This is a genomic window from Paraburkholderia sp. PGU19 (assembly GCF_013426915.1).
In the GTDB taxonomy this organism is placed as follows: domain Bacteria; phylum Pseudomonadota; class Gammaproteobacteria; order Burkholderiales; family Burkholderiaceae; genus Paraburkholderia.
Map to the genome: position 1 here is coordinate 2,946,682 of NZ_AP023179.1, position 19,288 is coordinate 2,965,969.

General features: G+C 58.4%; 16 protein-coding genes and 6 pseudogenes. 10 read left to right on the forward strand and 12 right to left on the reverse strand.

What is annotated here, in order from left to right:
- Window positions 1-223 precede the first annotated feature (223 nt).
- Window positions 224-742: a hypothetical protein gene (locus H1204_RS13445; RefSeq protein WP_180728693.1), complete on the reverse strand. Its 519-nt coding sequence runs from the start codon at window positions 740-742 to the stop codon at window positions 224-226.
- Window positions 743-1,160: 418 nt separating this feature from the next.
- On the opposite strand from H1204_RS13445, the gene H1204_RS13450 reads away from it, so the two are divergent.
- From H1204_RS13450 to H1204_RS13460, 4 genes and pseudogenes are all read left to right on the forward strand, one after another.
- Entirely contained in the window at window positions 1,161-2,168 is a 1,008-nt protein-coding gene (locus H1204_RS13450; RefSeq protein WP_243468503.1) for an IS110 family transposase, read from the forward strand.
- Between the two features lie 381 nt (window positions 2,169-2,549).
- The gene (locus tag H1204_RS51340; protein ID WP_243468504.1) at window positions 2,550-2,753 is read left to right on the forward strand and encodes a hypothetical protein; all 204 of its coding nucleotides are present in this window, start codon (window positions 2,550-2,552) and stop codon (window positions 2,751-2,753) included.
- A 3-nt stretch (window positions 2,754-2,756) separates the two neighbouring features.
- Window positions 2,757-2,918, forward strand: a pseudogene (locus tag H1204_RS51345) (IS110 family transposase); the annotation flags it as partial.
- A gap of 204 nt (window positions 2,919-3,122) precedes the next feature.
- Window positions 3,123-3,317, forward strand: coding sequence for a hypothetical protein (locus tag H1204_RS13460; RefSeq protein WP_180728694.1), 195 nt, complete (start codon window positions 3,123-3,125; stop codon window positions 3,315-3,317).
- A gap of 21 nt (window positions 3,318-3,338) precedes the next feature.
- Here the strand turns inward: H1204_RS13460 and H1204_RS13465 are convergent, their stop codons facing one another.
- Together H1204_RS13465 and H1204_RS13470 are read right to left on the reverse strand one after the other, a co-directional pair.
- Entirely contained in the window at window positions 3,339-4,130 is a 792-nt protein-coding gene (locus tag H1204_RS13465; RefSeq protein WP_180728695.1) for a 4'-phosphopantetheinyl transferase superfamily protein, read from the reverse strand.
- 723 nt (window positions 4,131-4,853) lie between these two features.
- Window positions 4,854-5,063, reverse strand: coding sequence for an excisionase (locus tag H1204_RS13470; protein WP_180728696.1), 210 nt, complete (start codon window positions 5,061-5,063; stop codon window positions 4,854-4,856).
- 89 nt (window positions 5,064-5,152) lie between these two features.
- On the opposite strand from H1204_RS13470, the gene H1204_RS13475 reads away from it, so the two are divergent.
- Window positions 5,153-5,479 (forward strand): hypothetical protein, encoded by a 327-nt coding sequence (locus H1204_RS13475; protein ID WP_180728697.1) that lies wholly within the window; start codon window positions 5,153-5,155, stop codon window positions 5,477-5,479.
- A 982-nt stretch (window positions 5,480-6,461) separates the two neighbouring features.
- On the opposite strand, the gene H1204_RS13480 is transcribed toward H1204_RS13475, so the two are convergent.
- The 4 genes and pseudogenes from H1204_RS13480 to H1204_RS13495 all read right to left on the reverse strand — a co-directional run bounded on the left by H1204_RS13480 (window position 6,462) and on the right by H1204_RS13495 (window position 10,676).
- A complete protein-coding gene (locus H1204_RS13480) occupies window positions 6,462-7,481 on the reverse strand; it encodes a transposase (RefSeq protein WP_243468505.1) in 1,020 nt (339 codons plus the stop codon).
- Complete coding sequence (locus H1204_RS51350) at window positions 7,453-8,139, reverse strand: DUF1643 domain-containing protein (RefSeq protein ID WP_180728699.1); 687 nt, start codon at window positions 8,137-8,139, stop codon at window positions 7,453-7,455. Before H1204_RS51350 ends, H1204_RS13480 begins: the two co-directional genes overlap by 29 nt.
- 826 nt (window positions 8,140-8,965) lie before the next feature.
- Window positions 8,966-10,344 (reverse strand): annotated as a pseudogene (locus H1204_RS13490) (sigma 54-interacting transcriptional regulator).
- Between the two features lie 20 nt (window positions 10,345-10,364).
- The gene (locus tag H1204_RS13495) at window positions 10,365-10,676 is read right to left on the reverse strand and encodes a hypothetical protein (RefSeq protein ID WP_180728700.1); all 312 of its coding nucleotides are present in this window, start codon (window positions 10,674-10,676) and stop codon (window positions 10,365-10,367) included.
- Window positions 10,677-11,091: 415 nt separating this feature from the next.
- Here H1204_RS13495 and H1204_RS51355 point away from each other — a divergent pair.
- A pseudogene (locus H1204_RS51355) lies at window positions 11,092-11,217 on the forward strand (type II secretion system F family protein); the annotation flags it as partial.
- A 14-nt stretch (window positions 11,218-11,231) separates the two neighbouring features.
- On the opposite strand, the gene H1204_RS52615 reads toward H1204_RS51355, so the two are convergent.
- The 3 genes and pseudogenes from H1204_RS52615 to H1204_RS52935 all read right to left on the reverse strand — a co-directional run.
- On the reverse strand, window positions 11,232-11,579 hold the full coding sequence (locus tag H1204_RS52615) for a replication initiation protein (protein ID WP_274608184.1): 348 nt from the start codon (window positions 11,577-11,579) through the stop codon (window positions 11,232-11,234).
- Window positions 11,580-11,643: 64 nt separating this feature from the next.
- A pseudogene (locus tag H1204_RS52620) lies at window positions 11,644-11,781 on the reverse strand (replication initiation protein); the annotation flags it as partial.
- A gap of 50 nt (window positions 11,782-11,831) precedes the next feature.
- A pseudogene (locus H1204_RS52935) lies at window positions 11,832-12,035 on the reverse strand (RepB family plasmid replication initiator protein); the annotation flags it as partial.
- A 315-nt stretch (window positions 12,036-12,350) separates the two neighbouring features.
- Here H1204_RS52935 and H1204_RS51365 point away from each other — a divergent pair.
- Genes H1204_RS51365 through H1204_RS52625 form a run of 3 tightly spaced genes read left to right on the forward strand, consistent with a single transcriptional unit; the run spans window position 12,351 to window position 13,016 of the window.
- Entirely contained in the window at window positions 12,351-12,608 is a 258-nt protein-coding gene (locus tag H1204_RS51365; protein WP_243468506.1) for a hypothetical protein, read from the forward strand.
- A 26-nt stretch (window positions 12,609-12,634) separates the two neighbouring features.
- Entirely contained in the window at window positions 12,635-12,838 is a 204-nt protein-coding gene (locus H1204_RS51370; protein WP_243468507.1) for a hypothetical protein, read from the forward strand.
- A 43-nt stretch (window positions 12,839-12,881) separates the two neighbouring features.
- Window positions 12,882-13,016 carry a hypothetical protein gene (locus H1204_RS52625; RefSeq protein WP_274608185.1) on the forward strand — a complete coding sequence of 45 codons (135 nt, stop codon included), beginning with the start codon at window positions 12,882-12,884 and terminating at the stop codon, window positions 13,014-13,016.
- A gap of 719 nt (window positions 13,017-13,735) precedes the next feature.
- Here the strand turns inward: H1204_RS52625 and H1204_RS13515 are convergent.
- Together H1204_RS13515 and H1204_RS13520 are read right to left on the reverse strand one after the other, a co-directional pair.
- The gene (locus tag H1204_RS13515) at window positions 13,736-15,175 is read right to left on the reverse strand and encodes a tyrosinase family protein (RefSeq protein ID WP_180728701.1); all 1,440 of its coding nucleotides are present in this window, start codon (window positions 15,173-15,175) and stop codon (window positions 13,736-13,738) included.
- A gap of 322 nt (window positions 15,176-15,497) precedes the next feature.
- Window positions 15,498-15,878, reverse strand: a pseudogene (locus tag H1204_RS13520) (transposase); the annotation flags it as partial.
- A gap of 1,770 nt (window positions 15,879-17,648) precedes the next feature.
- Between H1204_RS13520 and H1204_RS13525 the strand changes: the two are divergent.
- Window positions 17,649-19,115, forward strand: a complete 1,467-nt coding sequence (locus H1204_RS13525; protein ID WP_180728702.1) for a hypothetical protein — start codon at window positions 17,649-17,651, stop codon at window positions 19,113-19,115.
- Window positions 19,116-19,288 lie beyond the last annotated feature (173 nt).

A 19,288-nucleotide genomic window follows, 5' to 3' on the forward strand; every position in this document is an offset into this window, starting at 1 on the left:
AAGATCGGGGCGTAATAGTCCTTGTAGATCTCGCGCTTCTACCCGAAGTCGGGTCGCGAGAAGACGCTGAAAACGTCCCAGCGGGCATCGTTCGGGTTCGCTTTGTAAGACGTGCACATGGCGGCCTCCTTGAGTCGCCATGATACCCATCAATACGCGCGATATATTGTATGCATAGAATGCGGATGTTCCGGCGCACGTCGAACTGACCACAGACGTCGGATTAAAAGCCGTGCCGAACAGAAAGTGTCGCGCCGGTATTGTGCGAACCAAGAACTGCGACGCGTGCGGTGCCAGAAAAGACCCAATCATCGACTGTCAACGAGAGCCTCCGCTGCGGTTGTGCACGGAGCGTAAGAGTCGGGTTTGGCAACTCGACGATGGAGAGTTGCGGCGCCGTCGACTGACCCGGATGTAAAAAATTCGACGCCTGCTGTGCTGCCGGCTCAGGCATTGGTATCGCTCTCCCGGTGCCGAATCGAACCTCGTGCGTTACCTGTGCGCTATAGAAGCCCTCTAGTTGCCCGTAATACGGCCTTCCTTGACTTGCCTGGAATTCCATTTCATAGCGATGCAAATAGCGTAATGGTTCCGGAATGGGCGGAACAAGCTCCATAGGCATAGGCTCGAGATTCGCAACCGTCATCTCTTCGGGCGAATTGATGATTAGGCCATCTGCGAACGCATATCCGCTCAGTACAAAAAATACTATGCCGGCAATCCTTTCGTTCAGGCACGTCATGGTATTCCTCCGATGAAGGAATTGAAACGTCCCAACACTGACCGTTACTTCTGAAGAAATCGGCTTTGCGGCTTTGCTTGCCACCCAGACATTCTAGTCAGTCCTTCGCGTTCGGCTACCCCGATTTGTGCAGCGCGAGGGGCGACGCCACACCGATAGTCGGGGCCATTTCGAGCTGCGATCCGCTAGTTGTGATCCGCTAGACACTATGGAAGGGCCGCGGAAGTAAGCCTCCTGGAGTAAAACGAGGATTCCAACACCCGTTTTCCGAGAGGAGCGCGCAAATGAATGCGCCTCGCACAGCCCTTCACGGGCAGATACAACCATCACCCGATCGCTGTATGTCGCCTTCGAACTGGGTGACAAGAGCTGGAAGCTTTCGCTAGGCGATGGAGTGCGCGCACCGAGCCGCTGCACAGTGGCCACCGGCGATACGGCCGCAGTCTTCACGACGATTGCGAAGGCCAAGGTGCGCTGTCATCTGGCTGCGGATGCTCCGGTGCGCAGCTGTTATGAAGCCGGGCGTGACGGCTTCTGGCTGCACCGTCGCCTGGAGGAACATCAGATCACAAACCTGGTGGTGGATTCGGCCAGTATCGAAGTGAACCGGCGCAGACGTGGCGCCAAGACCGACCGTCTCGACAGCGACAAGCTGCTGTCGATGCTGATGCGTTACTACGCTGGTGAACGCCGGGTGTGGGCCGTAGCGCGCATCCCTACTCCCGAACAGGAAGATGGCCGGCGAGTACACCGCGAACTCGATCGCCTGCGGCAGGAGCGCACCGCCCACAGCAACCGGATCCGCTCGCTGCTCGTACTCCACAATCTGCGTGTCGAGCGCATAGGTGGGCGCGCATGGTCACACTGGTGGGCGCAGAACGCTGCCCGCCTGTTGCCGGCGCTGCGCGCCGAGATCGAGCGCGAGTTCGAGCGGCTCTCGCTCGCTGCCAGGCAGATCAGGACGATTGAGGCGCAGCAGCAGCGTGAGGTTCGCAGCGGCGCGCAACCCATGATCGCGCGGCTCACGGGTATCGGCACCGGCAGCGCCTGGTCCCTTGTCAGGGAACTGTTCGGCTGGCGGCATTGTCACAACCGCCGCGAACTGGCCAGCTGCCTGGGCCTAGCACCGACACCCTATGCCAGCGGTACCAGTGAAGTCGAGCAGGGCATCAGCAAGATTGGCAACAGGCGAGCCCGATGGCTGATGGTCGAACTGGCCTGGAGCTGGTTACGCTTCCAGCCCCCCAGCCAGCTAAGCCGCTGGTTCAACACGCGCTTCGCAGGCGGCGGCAAGCGCGTGCGACGCATCGGCATTGCAGCGCTTGCGAGACGTCTGTCGGTCGCGCTATGGCGCTATCTGGAGTTTGGCGAGATTCCCCTCGGGGCAACCCTCAAGTCACGTCCCCGCAGGGCGCTGGCGACCTGAGCAGCCAACGTCGAGCGGCAACAGTGTCTGAAGGTTGGGCGCGCCCGGACAGTAAGCGGGTTACCCATCGAATAACGGTAGTTCTAGATGGGGCGCGTCGGTAATGGGGTAGCTCCAGCGCAGCCTTGCGCATGCGGTATGTGGTGCCTGGCCCGGTGCCAGCACGGATAGAAGTTGATCCGGTCAGCTGTCCGGACTTCAGACACCCCCGGCCTAGCTGCGGTGAAACGCTCGCTTGATATGGAGGATTCCAAAACATCTGAATCCGTGCAGGTTATCCACCGCCAGCCAGCGTCGTGGTCATAGCAGATCCTATGCAGGGGGCACAAAGGCCAATCCTTAAAATCAACCTGTTGAGCCTTACTGAAAGGAGAGAGGATCATGCGCACAGTTCAGACATACGCGACGCACCACCCGGAAGCGTTCGTGCTGGCCGTGTCACTGGAACTCGCCGCAGCCACGTGGAAGGTCGCGCTGCACGACGGCCGCCGCAAGAAGCCAGCCGTCCACACGGTGGCGCAGCCCCAGGCCGCCGCGCGGCTGCAGGCCGTGCTCGACCTGATCGAGGCGCACCGGCAGAAGTAGTCGCTGCCCGCCGGCGTGCGCGTTGTCGTTTCCTACGAGGCCGGCCAGGAAGCGTTCTGGATCTGTCGCGCGCTGCGGGCTCAACACGTCGAGTGCTATGTCGTCGATCCGGCCAGCATTCCGGTGCGACGCCACAAGCGTCGCGCGAAGACCGACCGGCTCGATGCCAGCCGTCGAGCAGTGCACGTGGAGAGTTGAGCCAGAATGCACGCCGCCGCCCGCCACGATCCTCCGCGTGACTTGGCAACAGCTTCGACAGATCTTGGACTTCGGCGCGCGCCGCGCCGTGAGAATTGAACTTAAGGTCTGGATAGCGGTAAGCGCACTCGGGCGCTTACCCACGGCTAACATTGCTCCGATCGAGCGTAAATGCTCGGCGTATTGATCCGGCTTGTTGCTGGGCGGAACGCTCGCACTTTCAGCCACGCGTCTGGCGTCCAGCCAGTCCTTCGCGAGAAGTTCGTCGCCGAAGTCGATCGATATCTGATGGCTTTTCATCTGCGACACCCGCGCCAGAATGAAGGCGCGCTGATAACTATCGCAATTAAAATCTCACCGGAATGATTCGACATTGGAGTGGAATGCTCACATGTCCGTCTCGTAGGCGAGGCATGCAGAATAGTCGGGAATATCCCGAATCCAGCAGCACTTCATAGCCCGTAGCGCATCGAGAGCATGCGCATCGGCGGCTACTTGCGGTGAGAGCGATGTTCGCTCGACCGCACGCAGATCGATAGTCAATGCTAGCAGATTTTCAGTGATTCCCAGACCCAGCGCCTTCAGCAAAGCCTCTTTGGCCGTCCAGCAGCGATAAAATTCCTCATGTTGCGTGTCCGGCATTGAGACTTCTATCATCTTACGCTCGCCCGGCGTACAAACGAGTGTTGCCAGTTCACGCCATGCGATGGCCTTGTCAACAAGCTCAATATCAACACCAACCACACGTTTGCGCGATATCGCGATCAGAGCATGAGCTCCAGAGTGAGACACGTTGAACAGCAGTCTTCCGCGTATGGAGGACGCAAGCTCTGGCTTTCCGCGGCTGGTCGTACGGATCTTCACCTGAACCGGATCGATTCCCAAAAAAAATCCCAGCAACTCCCGTAATACAGAGCGTGTCAAGGAAAAACGAACCTGATCCGCCGTATTGCGAAAGCGTGTGGCTTTTGCACGTTCCTCTGCATCGAGAAATGGCATATCGGAAGCGCAGTTCCCTGTGAAGCGCAGGGGTACATGCCAAACACCGATATCATCCGGGAAACCACCTCGAGCAGCAATTTGGACAGCCCGAGACGACAGTGCGTTCAAAGCAAACATATTTGATTGTGCCTCGTTTTGATGTACAGCATCCCATGTGACGTCGACCGCGGCTAGCATGATTTCGCTTTCGATAAGAATGCGCAATCTGATTAAAGAGTGACGGCGTCAACGAATATAGTGCGCCCAAAATCAAGCCGACGGCTCCTTTGTATTTCTTAGTACAGCTTTCGTATCGCGTCTCGTCTTACCGTTGCCGCTGTGTCCTCCACCGGCATGCCCAGCCCGGCCTGCCCATACGCCACCACAATCTGCCCCGCCCAATACCGCACGATCTTCTTGCGGACCTCCCGTTCGCGTCAGCAAATCGCTTCGAAAAACTAACACGCACTTCTCCTAAAGTGGACCACGTAAAGCGACATGGGAATGATACTCAACGGTTGCGGCAAGCCTTAGCAGTACAACGCCGGCGAATGCTTCCAACGGCACGATCAGAAACGAATGGCGTAGCGCGGTATCGATTGGCCCAGCTCGCTTACAGTCACATAGTGCATTCACAACTTCGACAAGCTCATGCTCAGGCGCCGAATCTGACAGACACTCCTTGATCACACGCCGAAGACCGTGAAAGTGGTAACGAAGTTTTTCTTCTGTGTTGAGCGCGAGGAGAGATCGAATTGAATGACGACCGACGGTGCGAAGTCTGTTGGTCGGTCGATTCTCACCGCGAGTGTCAAAGAAGAAACAACTCTCTAGAATTCGAAGTGTCGAGAAAATCAGTAATAGTCGTTCCCGTTCTTGTAGAGGTTGTCCGGCCAGTTGCGCCGGGCAGCTTGACGACGCCTAGCGGCAATTTGCCATTCTTTCGATGCGCCCGGTGACCGGGTCGACGTACTCGGCGTTCGGCTTGCAGAAGTACTCGCGACCGACCTTGCGTGACACCGGCCGGATGTGACCGTTGCGGATCCAGTTCATCAGCGTGTTGCGATGCGGCTTGTGCTCGCCGAAGATCGTTTCTACCCAGACGCACAGTGGAATCAGTTGCGCTGCCATGTGATACCCCAGGTTTTCTAGTTGTTTCGATTACTCGTTGTGCTGCTTCGGTCATGCTAGGATTTGCCAAAATTCGAGGGAGATCGCCGATGCCGCAACTTGAAAGTGTGATGCCGTTTATCGAGGCCGCATTCGATGCAGAAAGCAATGTGCGGCCGGGAAATCCTCGACACTTTCTCGTGACGCGTCGCATGCCGTTGCCGGAGCGTCCCAATCGGTTCGCGCGCGAAATCGTTGTCGTGATTGAGCGATCCGTAGAAAGCGAAATACTTGCCGCGAGCGATGACCAGATGGGACAGGTCATCGGTCCTCGTATTCAGCGTGCGATTCCTACAAAGTTGGCTGGCTACAACCCTGCTGAGCAAAATCACGAACCGTTCCTCGTGATAATCGGCATGGAATCGATCGGCTTGTAAAGCGAGTCCACGCTCCATCGCTCTTCTCTGCGGATGCCGGCAGGCATTTGATGCCCCTGCCGTGAAGGATGGTGTATGCTGATTTAATGCGCCGCGCATCAACTGCGTCGGAGGGCAACATGGAACGATGCCTTGCTTGCGAGATGCTGGTTGGCATGCCTTCGACAGTGCAACCACACACAAACCTTCAGCGACTTGGAACTGGCATTTTCGGAACACCGAGAAAGCCAGTAAAGCATTAAGTCCAATACCGTTGTAAGACCTGTGGTGCTTGGCTGCATCAGAACACGCGCCAAGGATCGCCGGCCGGAATGTGGTCGGCGTGCGAATCAAGCGTGCCCGCCGTGGCGATCCGCGAAGAACTGGTGCCTGGGCTCGACTGGAAAAGCGCGGCAGAAGCCGCATCGCCGCGACGGCCACGTTAATCATTTCGCGAGAGCGCCTGTTCCCGCTCATGCTTGACCTCCCTTCTCTGCGCTTGCAGCGATAGGATGCGGTTTGGAGTTTCTCGGGACCTCCACTATGTTTGATGAGCGGGCAGCCGATGTTCCCTCGCAATGTCCGCGGCTGCCTCGCTTCCATCGGGAGCGGGGCTTTTTTCTGCGCTGTCAGCGACAGGGGCGGCGGGTGCAGCGTTTAGCATGTGCCGGTAGATACACGAGCCACTCGTCATGAATGGCTTGTTGAACGTTGCGTCGTACGTCTGGATTTTCGAAGCCGCCTGGCACATCTTGAGTGTCGGCTCGGCTGGAACGAGCTTCCATCCATCAATAGGCGGAGTGGTACGCGCTTCCAGTTCCGCAATGCGCGCGGCAGCGTCTTTGAGAAGCTGCACTGATGATGGCGTGTGCGGCGCGTCTGCGGCCTCGAGATAGCCGTCACGGTCGTTAAGCCGGCACCAGACTCTTGATGTTGTCGGTCATTACCAGGACCTCATGATGATTTCGTGATTACACTGGCCGCATTGACGTCCTCCCCGCCCTCAGTCGTGAACGACTGCCGCTTGCGCGGAAAGGGCGGGGATTCCTCCAGCGAGACGGTCACGTCCGACCGCGAGAATGTTCCGGGCAGCATTGCGATCACGATCATGTATCGTCCCACAATGGCTGCACGTCCACTCTCTGATTCCAAGACCTGCGACACCTTTCGGCCCCGTGCGAGCACCACAGCACGAGCAGGTTTGGGAAGAAAGCGCCTCATCGACCTCATCGAACCATGCGCCTGCGTCAGCGCACTTGTACCGAAGCATGGTCCGGAACATCGACCAGCCCGCGTCGAGCACAGACTTGCTGTGCAGTCCTTTGGCGAGGGCCGAAGCATTCACGTTGCCGACAAAGATTGCACCGTACTCGCGAGCGAGTCGCGTGCTGAGTTGATGCAGAAAATCCTTCCTGCGATTCGCGATCCTGGCGTGGATCGCCTTTACACGGGTCTTCTTGCGTGCCCGCTGGGCGGTTGCGAGAGCGGGTTCGAGGTCGCGGTAGAACCGCCGCGCTTCGACGTTCGGAAGACGTTCGTCCGAGAAGCCGGCAAAGGTCTTGAGCCCGAGGTCGATTCCCAGATCCATCTTCGCTTCACCAGGCCGAGCCGGCTTCACCTTGACCGTCACGTTCAAGTACCACCGACCGCGGCTGTCTTCGGAGATGCAACCGGCGCCGAACTCATACGCGGCCAGGCCGTAGCTGTCCCAGACGCCAAGATGCAGGCCCTGAAAGTGTGCCTGACCATTGCGCCATACGACCGAGCGGGCTTTGAATGGTATCCATCCCAGCGACCGTCGCGCGCCGCCCGACACACGCCACCGAAGCTTTACCTTGCGGTGCTGTTTTCGGCGCGTCGCGTACTCTTCGGCGATCTGCTGAAACACAGCCGAACCGATCGCGAGGCCTTCTTTCGACGCCCCGTTCAGATAACGCTGGATCTCGATGCCGGAAACAAAGCGCCGCTCGCGGCGAAAGATCTGGAGCGACAGGTCATTGCAGTAGTTCCAGACGAAGTTCACTGCCCGCGACATCTCGGCAAGCGATGCAGCATGCTTGTCCTTGATTCTCAGGCGCAGAACTCGAACAGGATCCTTGCAACGTGTCACGTATCAAATCGCGCTCGTTTAACTGTACGGATATACAGTAGCAGATCATTACGAAAAGGCAAGTCGTGCTTCGCGCGACGCGCTCTTCATTGACGGCGCCGCAGTGACGGCAAGTGACTTGCTTCGCCAGCGTGCTGTCTTGACCGATTATTTTGATTGCCATTTCACGCACCCCTTTCAGCGCTGTCGCTGGCTGCGGTCGGCACCCATTCGATAAGAGGCTGGTCGGCCGCACGTAAAGCGGATGGCGCGGTGAGCCGTCTTTCGTTGTGCCGAGGCACAGGATTTTCCGAAATCGGCCGGGCCTGAAAATCTCGTAGACCTCGCGCACGCGGTCAGGACGCGCGTTAGCGCCCCACGCAAAGACGACTGTTTCATGCTCGCGGGCTGCCGTGCGAAGCCACATATCGTTGTCAGGCCCGATCGGATCTGCGTGCTTCCATAGATCAGCGGGGCTCGGCGTCATATTGATAACCGCCACAGGTGCCTGCGGCTTTCCGATGCCGTTGAGAACCGAGAACAGGTAGCCGGATGCTGCGGCACCATGCTTATTCAGGGCAGCATTCGCCATACCTGAAAAGTTCGCTACAGCATGCAAAAGGTTTGGTGCAGGCAAGCTCGCTAGGGCGCGTCAGGCCGTAGGCAAAGCGTCGCGAAGCCGGTGTGTGCAACTGCGGAGTCACGGCCAGAGAGCCGGGGCCGTCCACACGTCAGTGTGGGCAGCACAGTTGTGCACGGACGGGCGCGGCATGCCCGCGACCGGAAGTTAACCCCTTATGCGCATTGACGGCTTGGCAACTGTTTCTATTGTCCTTTTCTTGGATCACGTGACGCTTCTGTGAAAGTTGTGCACCGAAAAGGTGGATGAACCTGTGGACAACTTATAGGGCAACCGCTGTAAGCGTTTGATTGCATGCGAGTTTGCTGCAATGCGCTACGAAACGGCACACCTGGCCACTGTTCCGTAGGGTCCGGCATGGCACCGGGCAGCTAAGTGATAGGCCGCTGCCACAGGCGAACGCCCATGCGATGGTATTGCCGGTCGCCGTGCCGATCCCGGCCACGAGTGCGCGGCGCCGCACACGTGCGCGACTGGCATCACCGCCAACCTGAAGAGCGGCGGCACGCTCGAAGATGCGGCGGCGATGGCGAACCACGCGTCAACGCGCACCCGCACCACTCAGTTCTATGACCGGCGCCGCGATGACATCACTCTCGATGAGGTCGAGCGAATCCGTGTGTAGGCTGGACTGTTTCCATTTACGGGACTTGACAGTTTGGGCGCTCGTTAAACTTTACGCAGCGGATTCGCAACGCACACGTATGGTCAGGGCAGCATGCGCCTCATGCCCGGGTTTGAGCTTCACCTGTGTTTGCTGTGGGAGTGCGAAATCCCATCAGCCCGGCGGATGACGGCGCTTGCGAGGTTTGGAGCCTACAGTGTCCGGCTCGTGCATCCGGTAAGCATCCAAGAGACGGTACAGCGTAACTCGCGATATGCCCAAATCGCGTGCGGCCTCCCCGTATCGTCCGCGATGCCGTAGCAGCGCCCGTTCGATTGCCGCTCGCTCGGCTGTCTCTCTCGCCGAGTTCAGCAATACTGGCACTTGACCCGCGACGTGATCCAGTTCGAGATCCTTCGCTGTAATCAGTCGTCCGTCGGTCATCACAACCGCCCGCCGCACCCGATTTCCCAGTTCGCGCACATTGCCGGGCCAAGTGTATCGAAGCATCGCATCTATGGCATCGGGCGAGAAGCCCTGCAGCCGCCGACCCGCCTCCCTCCGGAAATGGCTGAGCAAATGAAAGGCAAGCAGTTCGATATCGGTGCCTCGCTCGCGCAGCGGTGGCTCGACGATACGCAACACGCAAAGCCGGTGATAAAGATCCTGTCGGAAGCGCCCTTCAGCTATCGCCGATTCCAGGTCGACGTGCGTCGCGGAAATGAGGCGGACGTCGACATCAATGGATTCCAGCCCGCCCAGGCGTTCAATCTTGCGCTCCTGCAAAAACCGCAGGAGGCTAGCCTGGCTGTCGATCGGCAGGTCACCAATCTCGTCCAGAAACAACGTGCCTCCGCTAGCCGCTTCGACACGCCCTATCCTGCGTTGCGTCGCACCGGTAAAGGCGCCGCGTTCGTAGCCAAAAAGCTCAGACTGAACAAGATCGCGGGATATAGCGCCGCAGTTAATTGCGATAAACGGAAAATTACGACGAGAAGACCGGCGATGAATAGCAGCAGCTGTCAGTTCTTTCCCCGTCCCAGACTCCCCTGCGATGAAAACGGGTGCATCCGTTGACGCTATCTTCTTTATCGATCGAAACATTGCCAGCATCGGTTCGCATGCCCCGATCATCTCGCCTTCGGCAACCGAATGTATGAAATCTTCCCGTGGCGGTCCAGATAACTCAACCATTCCGTGTGCATGTCCAACAGCTCTGCCCACCCTTTCGGGATGAACGGTACTGTCACGTAGTCTGAACAGTAGTCGCGCACGAGGTGTCGCAGTGTCGCATCGCCGAGTTGTCCCGGCGAGACAATCGCAACCCAACCGACATTGGGCATTGAAAGGCCTGTCTCGAGCGCCTCGATCTCGTGGGACGGCAACCCCGCTGCAAGGTCGAGTAGTCCACCAGCGGCCTCGGCGTCATCGGCGGCCTTCTTTGCATCCTTCGATGATCTGACTACTTTCACATCCCAGTCGCGTTCCTCGAAGTATTGGCGGATCTCGGTGCTAGGTTTCGCTGAGAGGTATATCAATCGACGCAAATTCATACACTGAGCCCTTGCTGAACTTAGAAGCTAGGCGTGTCGCCAAGGTCGTCCTTTTCACTCGCGCTCTCCCCGATTTCGACGTATTCGACACCATTCACCGCAGCAAGAAAAACTTGATGTCCGAATGTCCCGTCACCGGTTCCCGGACCCTGAAAAACTGTCGCGAACGTTGAATCGCCCTTGATAGCCGACACCACGTCCTGACGGAGGTATTCACCACTTTCGTCAACCGCGATTCCGTTGTCTATCGCGAGTCTGAGACGAATGATACGCGTTTGCGTCGCATCAAAACGCGCTTCATAGGTGAGGTAATCGGCCCATCTGTCTTCCATCTCTCCCTCCGGATCTCAAGAACCCCACGCTGTGCCGACGTACTCATTGTCACGTTTCCGAGATCGCATATTTGCCGCAGAGCATCACGTGATCATGCAATATAGTCGATAAGAATTATTTAGTTCACGTGTACTACATAATATATCGATGCCAGCTAACACCTGCCAACCTTCAGATAAGCCTGTTGCATACTGAGCTAGCTGCCTGGCCATATCGGCAACTTTCTTAGCCTTCCTATCGGCACATTCTTCTCTGACTTTAGCTGGGGCCCAATGCGGGCGCCACGCTCGGCACGTCGGCCGTTGCCGCGACCGCCGTGGCGTCGACCACGCAGTCGCAGACGACCTGCGCGCTGCCAGTGGCCATCTGCAAGGCGGCCGCTGGAAGAGGCGGCTGGGATCGCGGTCAAATTGACCGCTGATATTCTGCATATTTCCGACGTTGATGCTGGTATTGCTAGGTCGGGCCTTTATTCAGATCCCTCGCGTGCTGCTGCCGACGCTGTCTGGCCAGGCACGTGGCGCAGTCCCGCTGCAGTGATGGCAAGAGAGGAATCATGACACGTGTCCTACCGAACGCATAGATGAATAGTGACCGTTGCCTATTCTGACATTTACCCACTTAGTCATGCATGAACCGATGCCGTCAGAGTAGAAACAATTGGGGTTCGGCTGGAACGTGAATTCGAGCCCGGTCACCTTGCGTCCACCGCTCTTCGTCGGTTTCCACTCGATCAGCAAGCCGTCCTTGCCAGTGAGCTCGGCAACGGCCGGATCGATCACCCGGCGCCTTAGCTGGCCGAAATCCTTCAGGCAGCTCGGCGGTGCCTCCATCGCGTGACAAAATTCGTCGAACCTGATCCGCACCAGACCGGTGTCCCGGTACTGCGCGAACATCTTCATCCATCAGTCGCCAGGAGTACACCGATCGCAGGGCCACCGTGTGCTTGAGCTTGTACGGGGTGAACTCCTTGCGCAAGCCCAGCAAGAAGGGCGCGACTTCCGGCGCAAAGTTGATCTCGCCCCATCCCTCACCATGCTGGTACGTGTTGCCGGAGATCCATCTGTACTTGCGCTCCTTCTCGCCGCGCCGCGTCTGTTCCACCGTCCGGATGTACTTGTTGAAAATGGACTCGGCCGCCTCTGAAGTTGGACATAGGCGGTCGGCCGGTCAATCCCGAACGTGTCGGCATAGTCCTGCGCGAACAGCTTCACCATCCATCCCTGGTTCGGCCCAATGGCTGCGGCGAGCTTGCGCAGCCCCACAGAATCGCTCTGTGCGATCGCCGACGAGATCAGGCGCTTCTCGATTAGTTTGAGCCCCTGCGCCGCGCGCGTCAGGGCGTTGCTCACGTTCACAAAGCGATCGGAGATGGCACCGCAGGCATCTCCGTAGCCTATTCATTCTGACATTTCCCCACTCGCTCTGACGTCACCAAACAATGGCGGAAAGGCAATCCTCTGTCGAGATACCTTGTCGTCAGAAAAGAAGTCGAGTGGGAATTTGTCATAGTTCGCGCCTGTGGTGACCGCAACCATCGCGCACGGATTCACAATACGTTCGGCAGGGCGTTCGCGCTACAAGACTAGGCGAAGGAACCGGAGCACTGCGCTGCGGCTGTCGGCAGGGGCGGCATATCGAGCGATGATCCGGAAGCGGTAGACAAGCTGCGCGTGAAGCTGGCCGAGCTGGAGGAACGGCACGAGCGGATGAAACGCACGAATGCGCTGATCCGCCGCGAGGATGGCGCCGGCGTTGCTGCGCTTGGCTACACGGCCGGCGCCATCGAGAAGTTGTTCAGGCCGGACTATCGAGGCCGCGCCGGCTTCGCATCTTACGAGCTGACCAACAGCAGCGCCAATATTCGGCGCATACGCGACCGCATCGCGGCGCTCGAAAAGATCGCGGAGCGCTGCGAACGCGAGGAATAGGGCAAGGCTACGCGTACCGCGAAGACGTGGAGGACAACCGCGCCGCGTTCCTGTTCGACGGAAAACCGGATAAACCAGTCCGCGATCTGATGAAGTGCAACGGCTTCGTATACAGCCCGACCCGTTCAGCAGGCGGCACGTCCGCATACGTGCGCAAGCTCACGCCGGCCGCCATCAAAACAGCGCAATGGCTTCGGCCGAAGCTCGATGAGCTGCTGACCGGCGGGTGACCGACCTCGGCCCGCTTCGGCGGGCCGCCACCACAGAGCAGGCATGAACGAGACACATTTTCTCTTTCCCGACGAGGGCCGACACGCGTGCCTATTCGCCGACAAGGAGTTCAAGACATGGGCGGTAGACGTGACGGCCGGCCAAGCGGCCGACCCGGGCGCGTTCAAATGTCGCTGATCGACCCGAAGCGGTCGTCCGACCCCGTTCGACCAAGGCGGCGGCTTACGGGGTATAACGGCCAGTCGGCGTCGCTCCACTTCGTTGACCCGGATAACGGATTGCGCAACACACGGCAATGGGGATCGGACCTGCGAGAAGGAGTTCGCGTCGACCAATTCATCTGCCGGAATCAATTGCGTTTCCTAACATTTTCTTAAGCGGTAAGGCAACTGTTAGTACGTTTCTTTTGTGCGTTAGCCCACGTATCTGGCTCGCATTGCGCAGATAGGATGGGGTCGCGCGAGCATAAAAAGCCGAGTCACGTATCAACCCCTCCGACGACGAGCGCCAGTCATGAAACGCATCTTTCAGCTGGTCCTATCTGTTTGCTCTTTGCTGTTTGGCCTGTTGGCATCAGCTACCTACCCGCTATTTTGAGTGGGAGACTGTGTCCGGCGATTCAGGGGGCCGCTCCACCATGCACAAGGTATCAATCCTGGCTGCGGGAGTGGATGCGTTGATCCGTGTCGACGAGATCTCGCTGGCGGTCGATCCACTGGACATGCATGCCGGTTTCGACACGGCCTTGGCACGGGTGATCAAGGCTGGATTCTGCGGGGCTGGCCGTGCCCGGATAGACGCGCGGGTAACCGGTTGCGACTGGTTACCCGCGGGGTGGAAAATCAAGGTGCTTCAGGAGAAACCACTGGACCATCAACAAACCTCAATACCGGCGGTCAGGGTCTATCGGTTGACAGTTCGACGCGCATTTCACCGACACTTAACGCGTCCCCCTTCGGTGAATTCGGCCCATTCACGCGCACAAGCGATATTACGGCCTCGTTCAGATTCGCGACACCGAGATTCTGCAGCACGTCGCTCAACGGCAGCCTCAGCGTGCCACCGCCGTGGTGATTGGCCCCAGATGCTTCGAACGCGCCAAACGTGCCAATGAAATGCGCTTGTCTGGCGGCGTCCGCGTTGCCGGCGGCAGGCAGGTTCAGATAGATGTTGTAGTAGTAGCCGCCTTGTTTTCCGAGCGCGGTAACAGCGAGCTTGTCCAGCACGAGGTACGGATATTTGAGCGTGGTCGCGCTCGCCTGGGAACCCGCCATTGCGCCTGAAGCCGCCGCGGCCGCCGACAGCGCATCCTTCAACGAAGAAATGTCCGACGCTTGCAGCGGCAAACGTGCGCTGACCGATCTCTCGTTGAGCGTCATGTTCGCGACGCCGCCCAGCGAACGCCGGCTACTCGAGATTGTGCGCCCAGCCGTATTCGCAAAGTTGCCGATCGCAGGACGGACCAGGATCGGTGCAAGCTGCGCCTGCACGCGGATGATGCGCCCTTCCTGGGCGTTTAGAGGCAGCGCAGACGGCACGTTGTTGGGCTGGGCGTACTGATAGTTCAGAGCCTCGGGCCGATAGCACTTCGACTTCGCGATCGTGAGGTTCGTCGCATAGGTGAATGACCCCGACCAGTACGAGCTACTTGGCGACGGCACGATTGTCGGAGGCTCGGCGCACCACGCGTCCCACAACCGGTCGACATTCCCGTGGTGCAGATAAAAGATGGGATCGGTAGGCGACGACATATCGGCCATCCATCCGCCGATAATGTTGTGCACCGGGTTGTGAGGAGCCGATTCGAACGACGCCTCATAGGAGTTCGACGTCCCACGCTGCATGTTGATGATGTTGGATGCGTAAGGCGCCATCGTCAGCGCAGCGTAAACGTCGGTATTGACTCGCCCGGTGACATATAGCGGATTGCCGCTGGCCGCGTCAGTGAACTCGCTCGGCATATGGGGATACCTGTAGTAATCCCAATACGGCAGCGTGAGCTTGCTGTCTCCCGACACCGCTCTCAACTGCTGCTCGAAGTAGTACAGGTAGCCTCTGTGCCAGGCGAGGAAGTACGGCACCATGTGCGGACAGTAGTTCAGGTGCACGTTGACCCAGTACTGCCATGATGCCGGATTGGTGGCATCGGTCACCGCTTGCATCAATTTCACCGCATTCAGAAACGACGCGTACTGCGGCGTCGTTTTGAACTGCTGCCATTCCAGCCGCGTGAGCAAGGTTGTCTGGCTAAACCCTCGTACGGGTAGCGACATCAACGCAGCGGCCGAGGTGGAACCTTTAAGAAAAGAGCGACGGTTAAATCTGTTCGAAGCCATTCAGATTCTCCTCTGGACGGAGATATTAGCGTGGATTGATTTATGGGGTTTTCGGTGGAGTTTGGCGATGCGAACGCGAAGGCGCTCTACCCGCCGACTAGCTACACGATAGCCTGGTGCTCCGTGAAGGCTCGCGTTATTAGCCGAGAACTGTGCGCAAGCCCACATTCACTCGCGGAAGATTTGCAGGCGTCTACGGATCATGGAATCTTCTTTGGTGGCCCAAGGCGGACAGCCCCTAATGAACCTAGTTTGGCCAACGGCAACATGAAATCAATGTTGCCCGATACATGCTACGAAACACCAGCGTCCATTAGAGTCGCTAACACAAGTCATCAACGAAGCGTGAGCAGATAACGGCAGCGGCGAGGGAAAGCAAAGCACGATGAATGTCGAGACGCCGCTCGAAACAAATGCGCAGTTGCAGTTTGCCGAAACCGGCAAACCAGGCATGCGTGCGCTCGACCACCCAGCGATGCCGCCCGAGCCGCTCCTTGCTTTCCACGCCGCGACGGGCAATAAGTGCCGCGAGACCGCGCTGCTTCAGGTAACGCCGACAGCGCGCAAAGTCATATCCCTTGTCTGCATGCAACTTGCCCGGGCGCTTGCGCGGCTGGCCACTCAGGCCCGAGACTGCCGGAAAGGCATCGAGCGTGGGCTCGAATGCCATCGAGTCATGTCGGTTAGCGCCCGTGACCGTGATGCCAAAGTCTTTTCGTCAAATCCACCTCGTCACAGAGCGAATTTGCCCAACCCATCCTATTTGTTCGCAAAATGCAAACTTTCGACAACTGGGCCTGCAGTTCAGCGGCAGGAGTCCAACTTAGCCCGAAGGAACCTCTCAAAGCGAAATTCATTCATCCGGTTGGCAACGCCATCGCCTAGAATTTCGACCTACAGCGGGCGGCTTCTGCCTCAGGGAGTGAGGCGGACATGCGCTATCGGAAGTCCCCCCGACCGCTGGGGGAAGCGAATATCTCTAGCGATTGCCGACGAACTTCGAGGCGATGTCGAATGACCGATTGTGGCCGGTAGTACTCGTTCACACAAGCCGAATAAGCCGCCGTTCAGGAGTTGCCCTCACTCCCGGCGGTACGTGCATCGAACTGGCGCTATCAACGAATAGCAGCTATTCGATGAACCATGCCTCATCAAGAACGAAGCGTAGATGCTCCAATGGTGCATATCCACGACGGAACGACACGTGCCTACCGGCCCTTGCCTTCTCTGCGGTCAGGAATCTGATCTCCAATTGAGCCATATCCTTCCGGCATTTGTTTTCCGCTGGCTGAGGGAGTCGGCAGGAAATGGTCACGTTCGAATGCGCCTGCAGCCTAATCAGCGGGCTCAAGACGGAATTAAACGGCACTGATTATGCTCACCGTGTGAGACGGTACTCAGCCGATCGGAAAGATCATTCGCTACGCAGTTCTTCCATCCATACCTCGAAGCATCTGACAAACGCTTCCATTACGGCGCGTGGCTGATTCACTTCTGTACATCCTCTTCTTGACGGGTACTCCGTTTTTTGTATCGAAGAAGAGGCGATCTCCGACTACCCGTCGGAGGTCTTCGGGCTGCGTTTGGTGAGTACATTAACGGCAACGCAAACCGCATGGCAGCCCTCATTGAGATCATGTCCGACCACCAACACAAGAAAGTCGATGTCGAGTCGCTCGAAAAAAATGGCATCGCGCTATTCGCGCGGCAGGACGGCCGACGATTTCAGCGCTTGCTCACGCATGCGCACCAGCGCTGCAAAAAAACGTCGTCTTCAAAACCAACGTCAGGGTGCGCCCACGTAACAACCCATGTTGATCGTCCGCTCTTCCGGTGCGACAAAAATGAATCGCGCGGCAAGCAGGTCCGGATCTCTCGGCGCGCGCAAACGTACCATTGGAAGCAATCGGCCTTCCGGCCGAGGGCGACGTGGTGCAATTAAACTACCGCGACGCCGTTACGCCTGCAACCTGACGCAACTTTGCTGCTGCGACAACGAACAGCGGCTTCTTAAGCTTTCCTTAAGGTCGTGCGCGAATACAGCCGGATGTTGTGGCGAGTACGCGGAGTGCGTCATACGCGCTTGCTTCATAAACTTTCTCTGTTATGAAACCCACCCCATTCGAAGCTGAACAATCCGCATGCGATAACGGACGCGGTCTTCCCGCCGATTTGTGAATCTCCGGTCGCCCGTCGCGACGCAATCCGCGTGAGGCATTCTTTAGCGGCGCCCGGAATATCTGATCCCTCGACCCGTTTACTCGACACGTGTCTCACGGCATTCGATTTGCCGATTTCACCCAACTACGTCGCATCGCGGGTTGCCCACCGCGGGGCAGTGTCGTGCTCTGTGACAGGCGATCCTCTGCCGACCATCGACACCCCGCGACTCAACTTTCAATGGAGGCTAAACCACACATCATTACCTGACTGCAAATCTGTCCGTCGAAGCGGGTCATCCTCAGGAGGAGTTATGCAATCGTTATTTAAGCCCCGCAGCTTCAGACCACTGGTTTCTCGTGCTGCCAGCCTGTCCGCTGCCGGCTTCATCGCCGCGTTGGCCGCAGGCCAGGCATGCGCGGAACAGCCGCCGCCACCTTGCCATCCGAATCCAAACGCTGCCGCTGACGGCGCGCTGGTGCGTCAGCGCGGCGACATCGCGCACCTGCCGGATCCGCTGCAGGATCTCCTCGAGAGGATGGCCGAGCGGCCCCATTCCTATTTGCCCATTCAGGCCTTTGCGGAGGCCGACAAACCGAGCCAGCTGTTCCAGTATTACCTGCTGTCCACAACAGGATTCGAACCCAATCTGTTCACGGCACGATTCCCGGGCATCAACGACCAGGCGATGCTGACGGCAACTGGCGCCGACTGCGGCTTGCCAACCATCGGTGCGGTGCGCCTGGTGGTCGAACCGAAGCCTGGGCTGCCCACTGATCCCAACAACGTTCGCGCCTTCATCGATGTATTTACCGACCTGTCAGATCTGTTTGTGATTAACAACGAAAGCGGCTGGTACGAGGGCTGGATGATCCACGATTTACACGTGCCGGATGTCGCACCACCCCGACCCGACGGGCACGCCCAGTTCGGCACAATGACAGCCGCGGACGCGGCCGCCGTGCATGCGATGGGCACACACAACAATGTGCCGGGCCGGCTATTCACAATGGATGGCAGGTCACCGCATTTGCCTGACGCTTCCGACCACTTCCCCGACCGCCAGACCAATATCGTGCCGATCCAGCTAAGCATGGGTGCGCTTAACTGCATGCAGCAGTCTGATTGTCACGGCTACTGGGAGTTCAACTACACGACCAACTGGATCCATCCACTCTACGAGTTGCCTTTTACCGGCGGGATCCCCGGTACCATTGAAGCGGGCAAAGTTGGCGCGCTCTCGTCACTGATTCCGGGCTCTGGACCGGCAGGCGTGAAAAACAGTCCGATCGACTATGGCGACGATCCGAACAATGCGGCTCCGCTGGGCGGTGCAGGTCCGCGCGACCCCGACCGATTCGACGCGGACGTCGATAACCAGCGGGAATACCGCCAGCGCCTCATCCCGAGCGGGCTGGCCCACGAAATCTACCTGGACACTTATGTGCGAGTGGCATCGTTCGAGCATGGCACGCCATTCCCGCAGCGCTTATACGACGCCTATGTGGCCGAAGTCAAACGGGTCGATACCAATGGCGACGGCGTAATATCGGCACGCGAGGGGGACGTGGATACTGCCAGCGATGGGTTCCCGGACAATTCCCGCCTGTTCTTACCGGCGACTTCGTTCCGTCGCTTTGCCGTGACGCGCGAAATCAATGACGGCTCCCTGGCACCGCGGTTCGCGCCCAGCCAGCGGGCTTGGGTACTTACTGGTGCCGCCATAACGGTAAGCCCGCCTCGGCCCGCGTCTGCGGGTCGCGATAGCGACGACCGTTGAAGGCAACCCGTCGACCTGACGGGATGTCTCCTGAGTTGCGAGGGACGATCGAACCGTCCCGTGCGCTCTCGAGGTAGACGATAAGGTCGCCCAAAAGGCGACCCTATCGTTGCTGCCTTCCGTTGATGTTCATCATCAACGGAAAGTGGCGAAGACAAGACAGTCATGGTGAC

Coding starts and splice junctions, on each gene's coding strand:
- H1204_RS13445 (WP_180728693.1), bottom strand. CDS start 742: ATGACGTGCCTGAACGAAAGGATTGCCGGCATAGTATTTTTTGTACTG.
- H1204_RS51340 (WP_243468504.1), top strand. CDS start 2,550: ATGCGCACAGTTCAGACATACGCGACGCACCACCCGGAAGCGTTCGTG.
- H1204_RS13460 (WP_180728694.1), top strand. CDS start 3,123: ATGCTCGGCGTATTGATCCGGCTTGTTGCTGGGCGGAACGCTCGCACT.
- H1204_RS13465 (WP_180728695.1), bottom strand. CDS start 4,130: ATGCTAGCCGCGGTCGACGTCACATGGGATGCTGTACATCAAAACGAG.
- H1204_RS13470 (WP_180728696.1), bottom strand. CDS start 5,063: ATGGCAGCGCAACTGATTCCACTGTGCGTCTGGGTAGAAACGATCTTC.
- H1204_RS13475 (WP_180728697.1), top strand. CDS start 5,153: ATGCCGCAACTTGAAAGTGTGATGCCGTTTATCGAGGCCGCATTCGAT.
- H1204_RS51350 (WP_180728699.1), bottom strand. CDS start 8,139: ATGGCGAATGCTGCCCTGAATAAGCATGGTGCCGCAGCATCCGGCTAC.
- H1204_RS13495 (WP_180728700.1), bottom strand. CDS start 10,676: ATGGAAGACAGATGGGCCGATTACCTCACCTATGAAGCGCGTTTTGAT.
- H1204_RS52615 (WP_274608184.1), bottom strand. CDS start 11,579: ATGAAGATGTTCGCGCAGTACCGGGACACCGGTCTGGTGCGGATCAGG.
- H1204_RS52625 (WP_274608185.1), top strand. CDS start 12,882: ATGAACGAGACACATTTTCTCTTTCCCGACGAGGGCCGACACGCGTGC.
- H1204_RS13515 (WP_180728701.1), bottom strand. CDS start 15,175: ATGGCTTCGAACAGATTTAACCGTCGCTCTTTTCTTAAAGGTTCCACC.
- H1204_RS13525 (WP_180728702.1), top strand. CDS start 17,649: ATGCAATCGTTATTTAAGCCCCGCAGCTTCAGACCACTGGTTTCTCGT.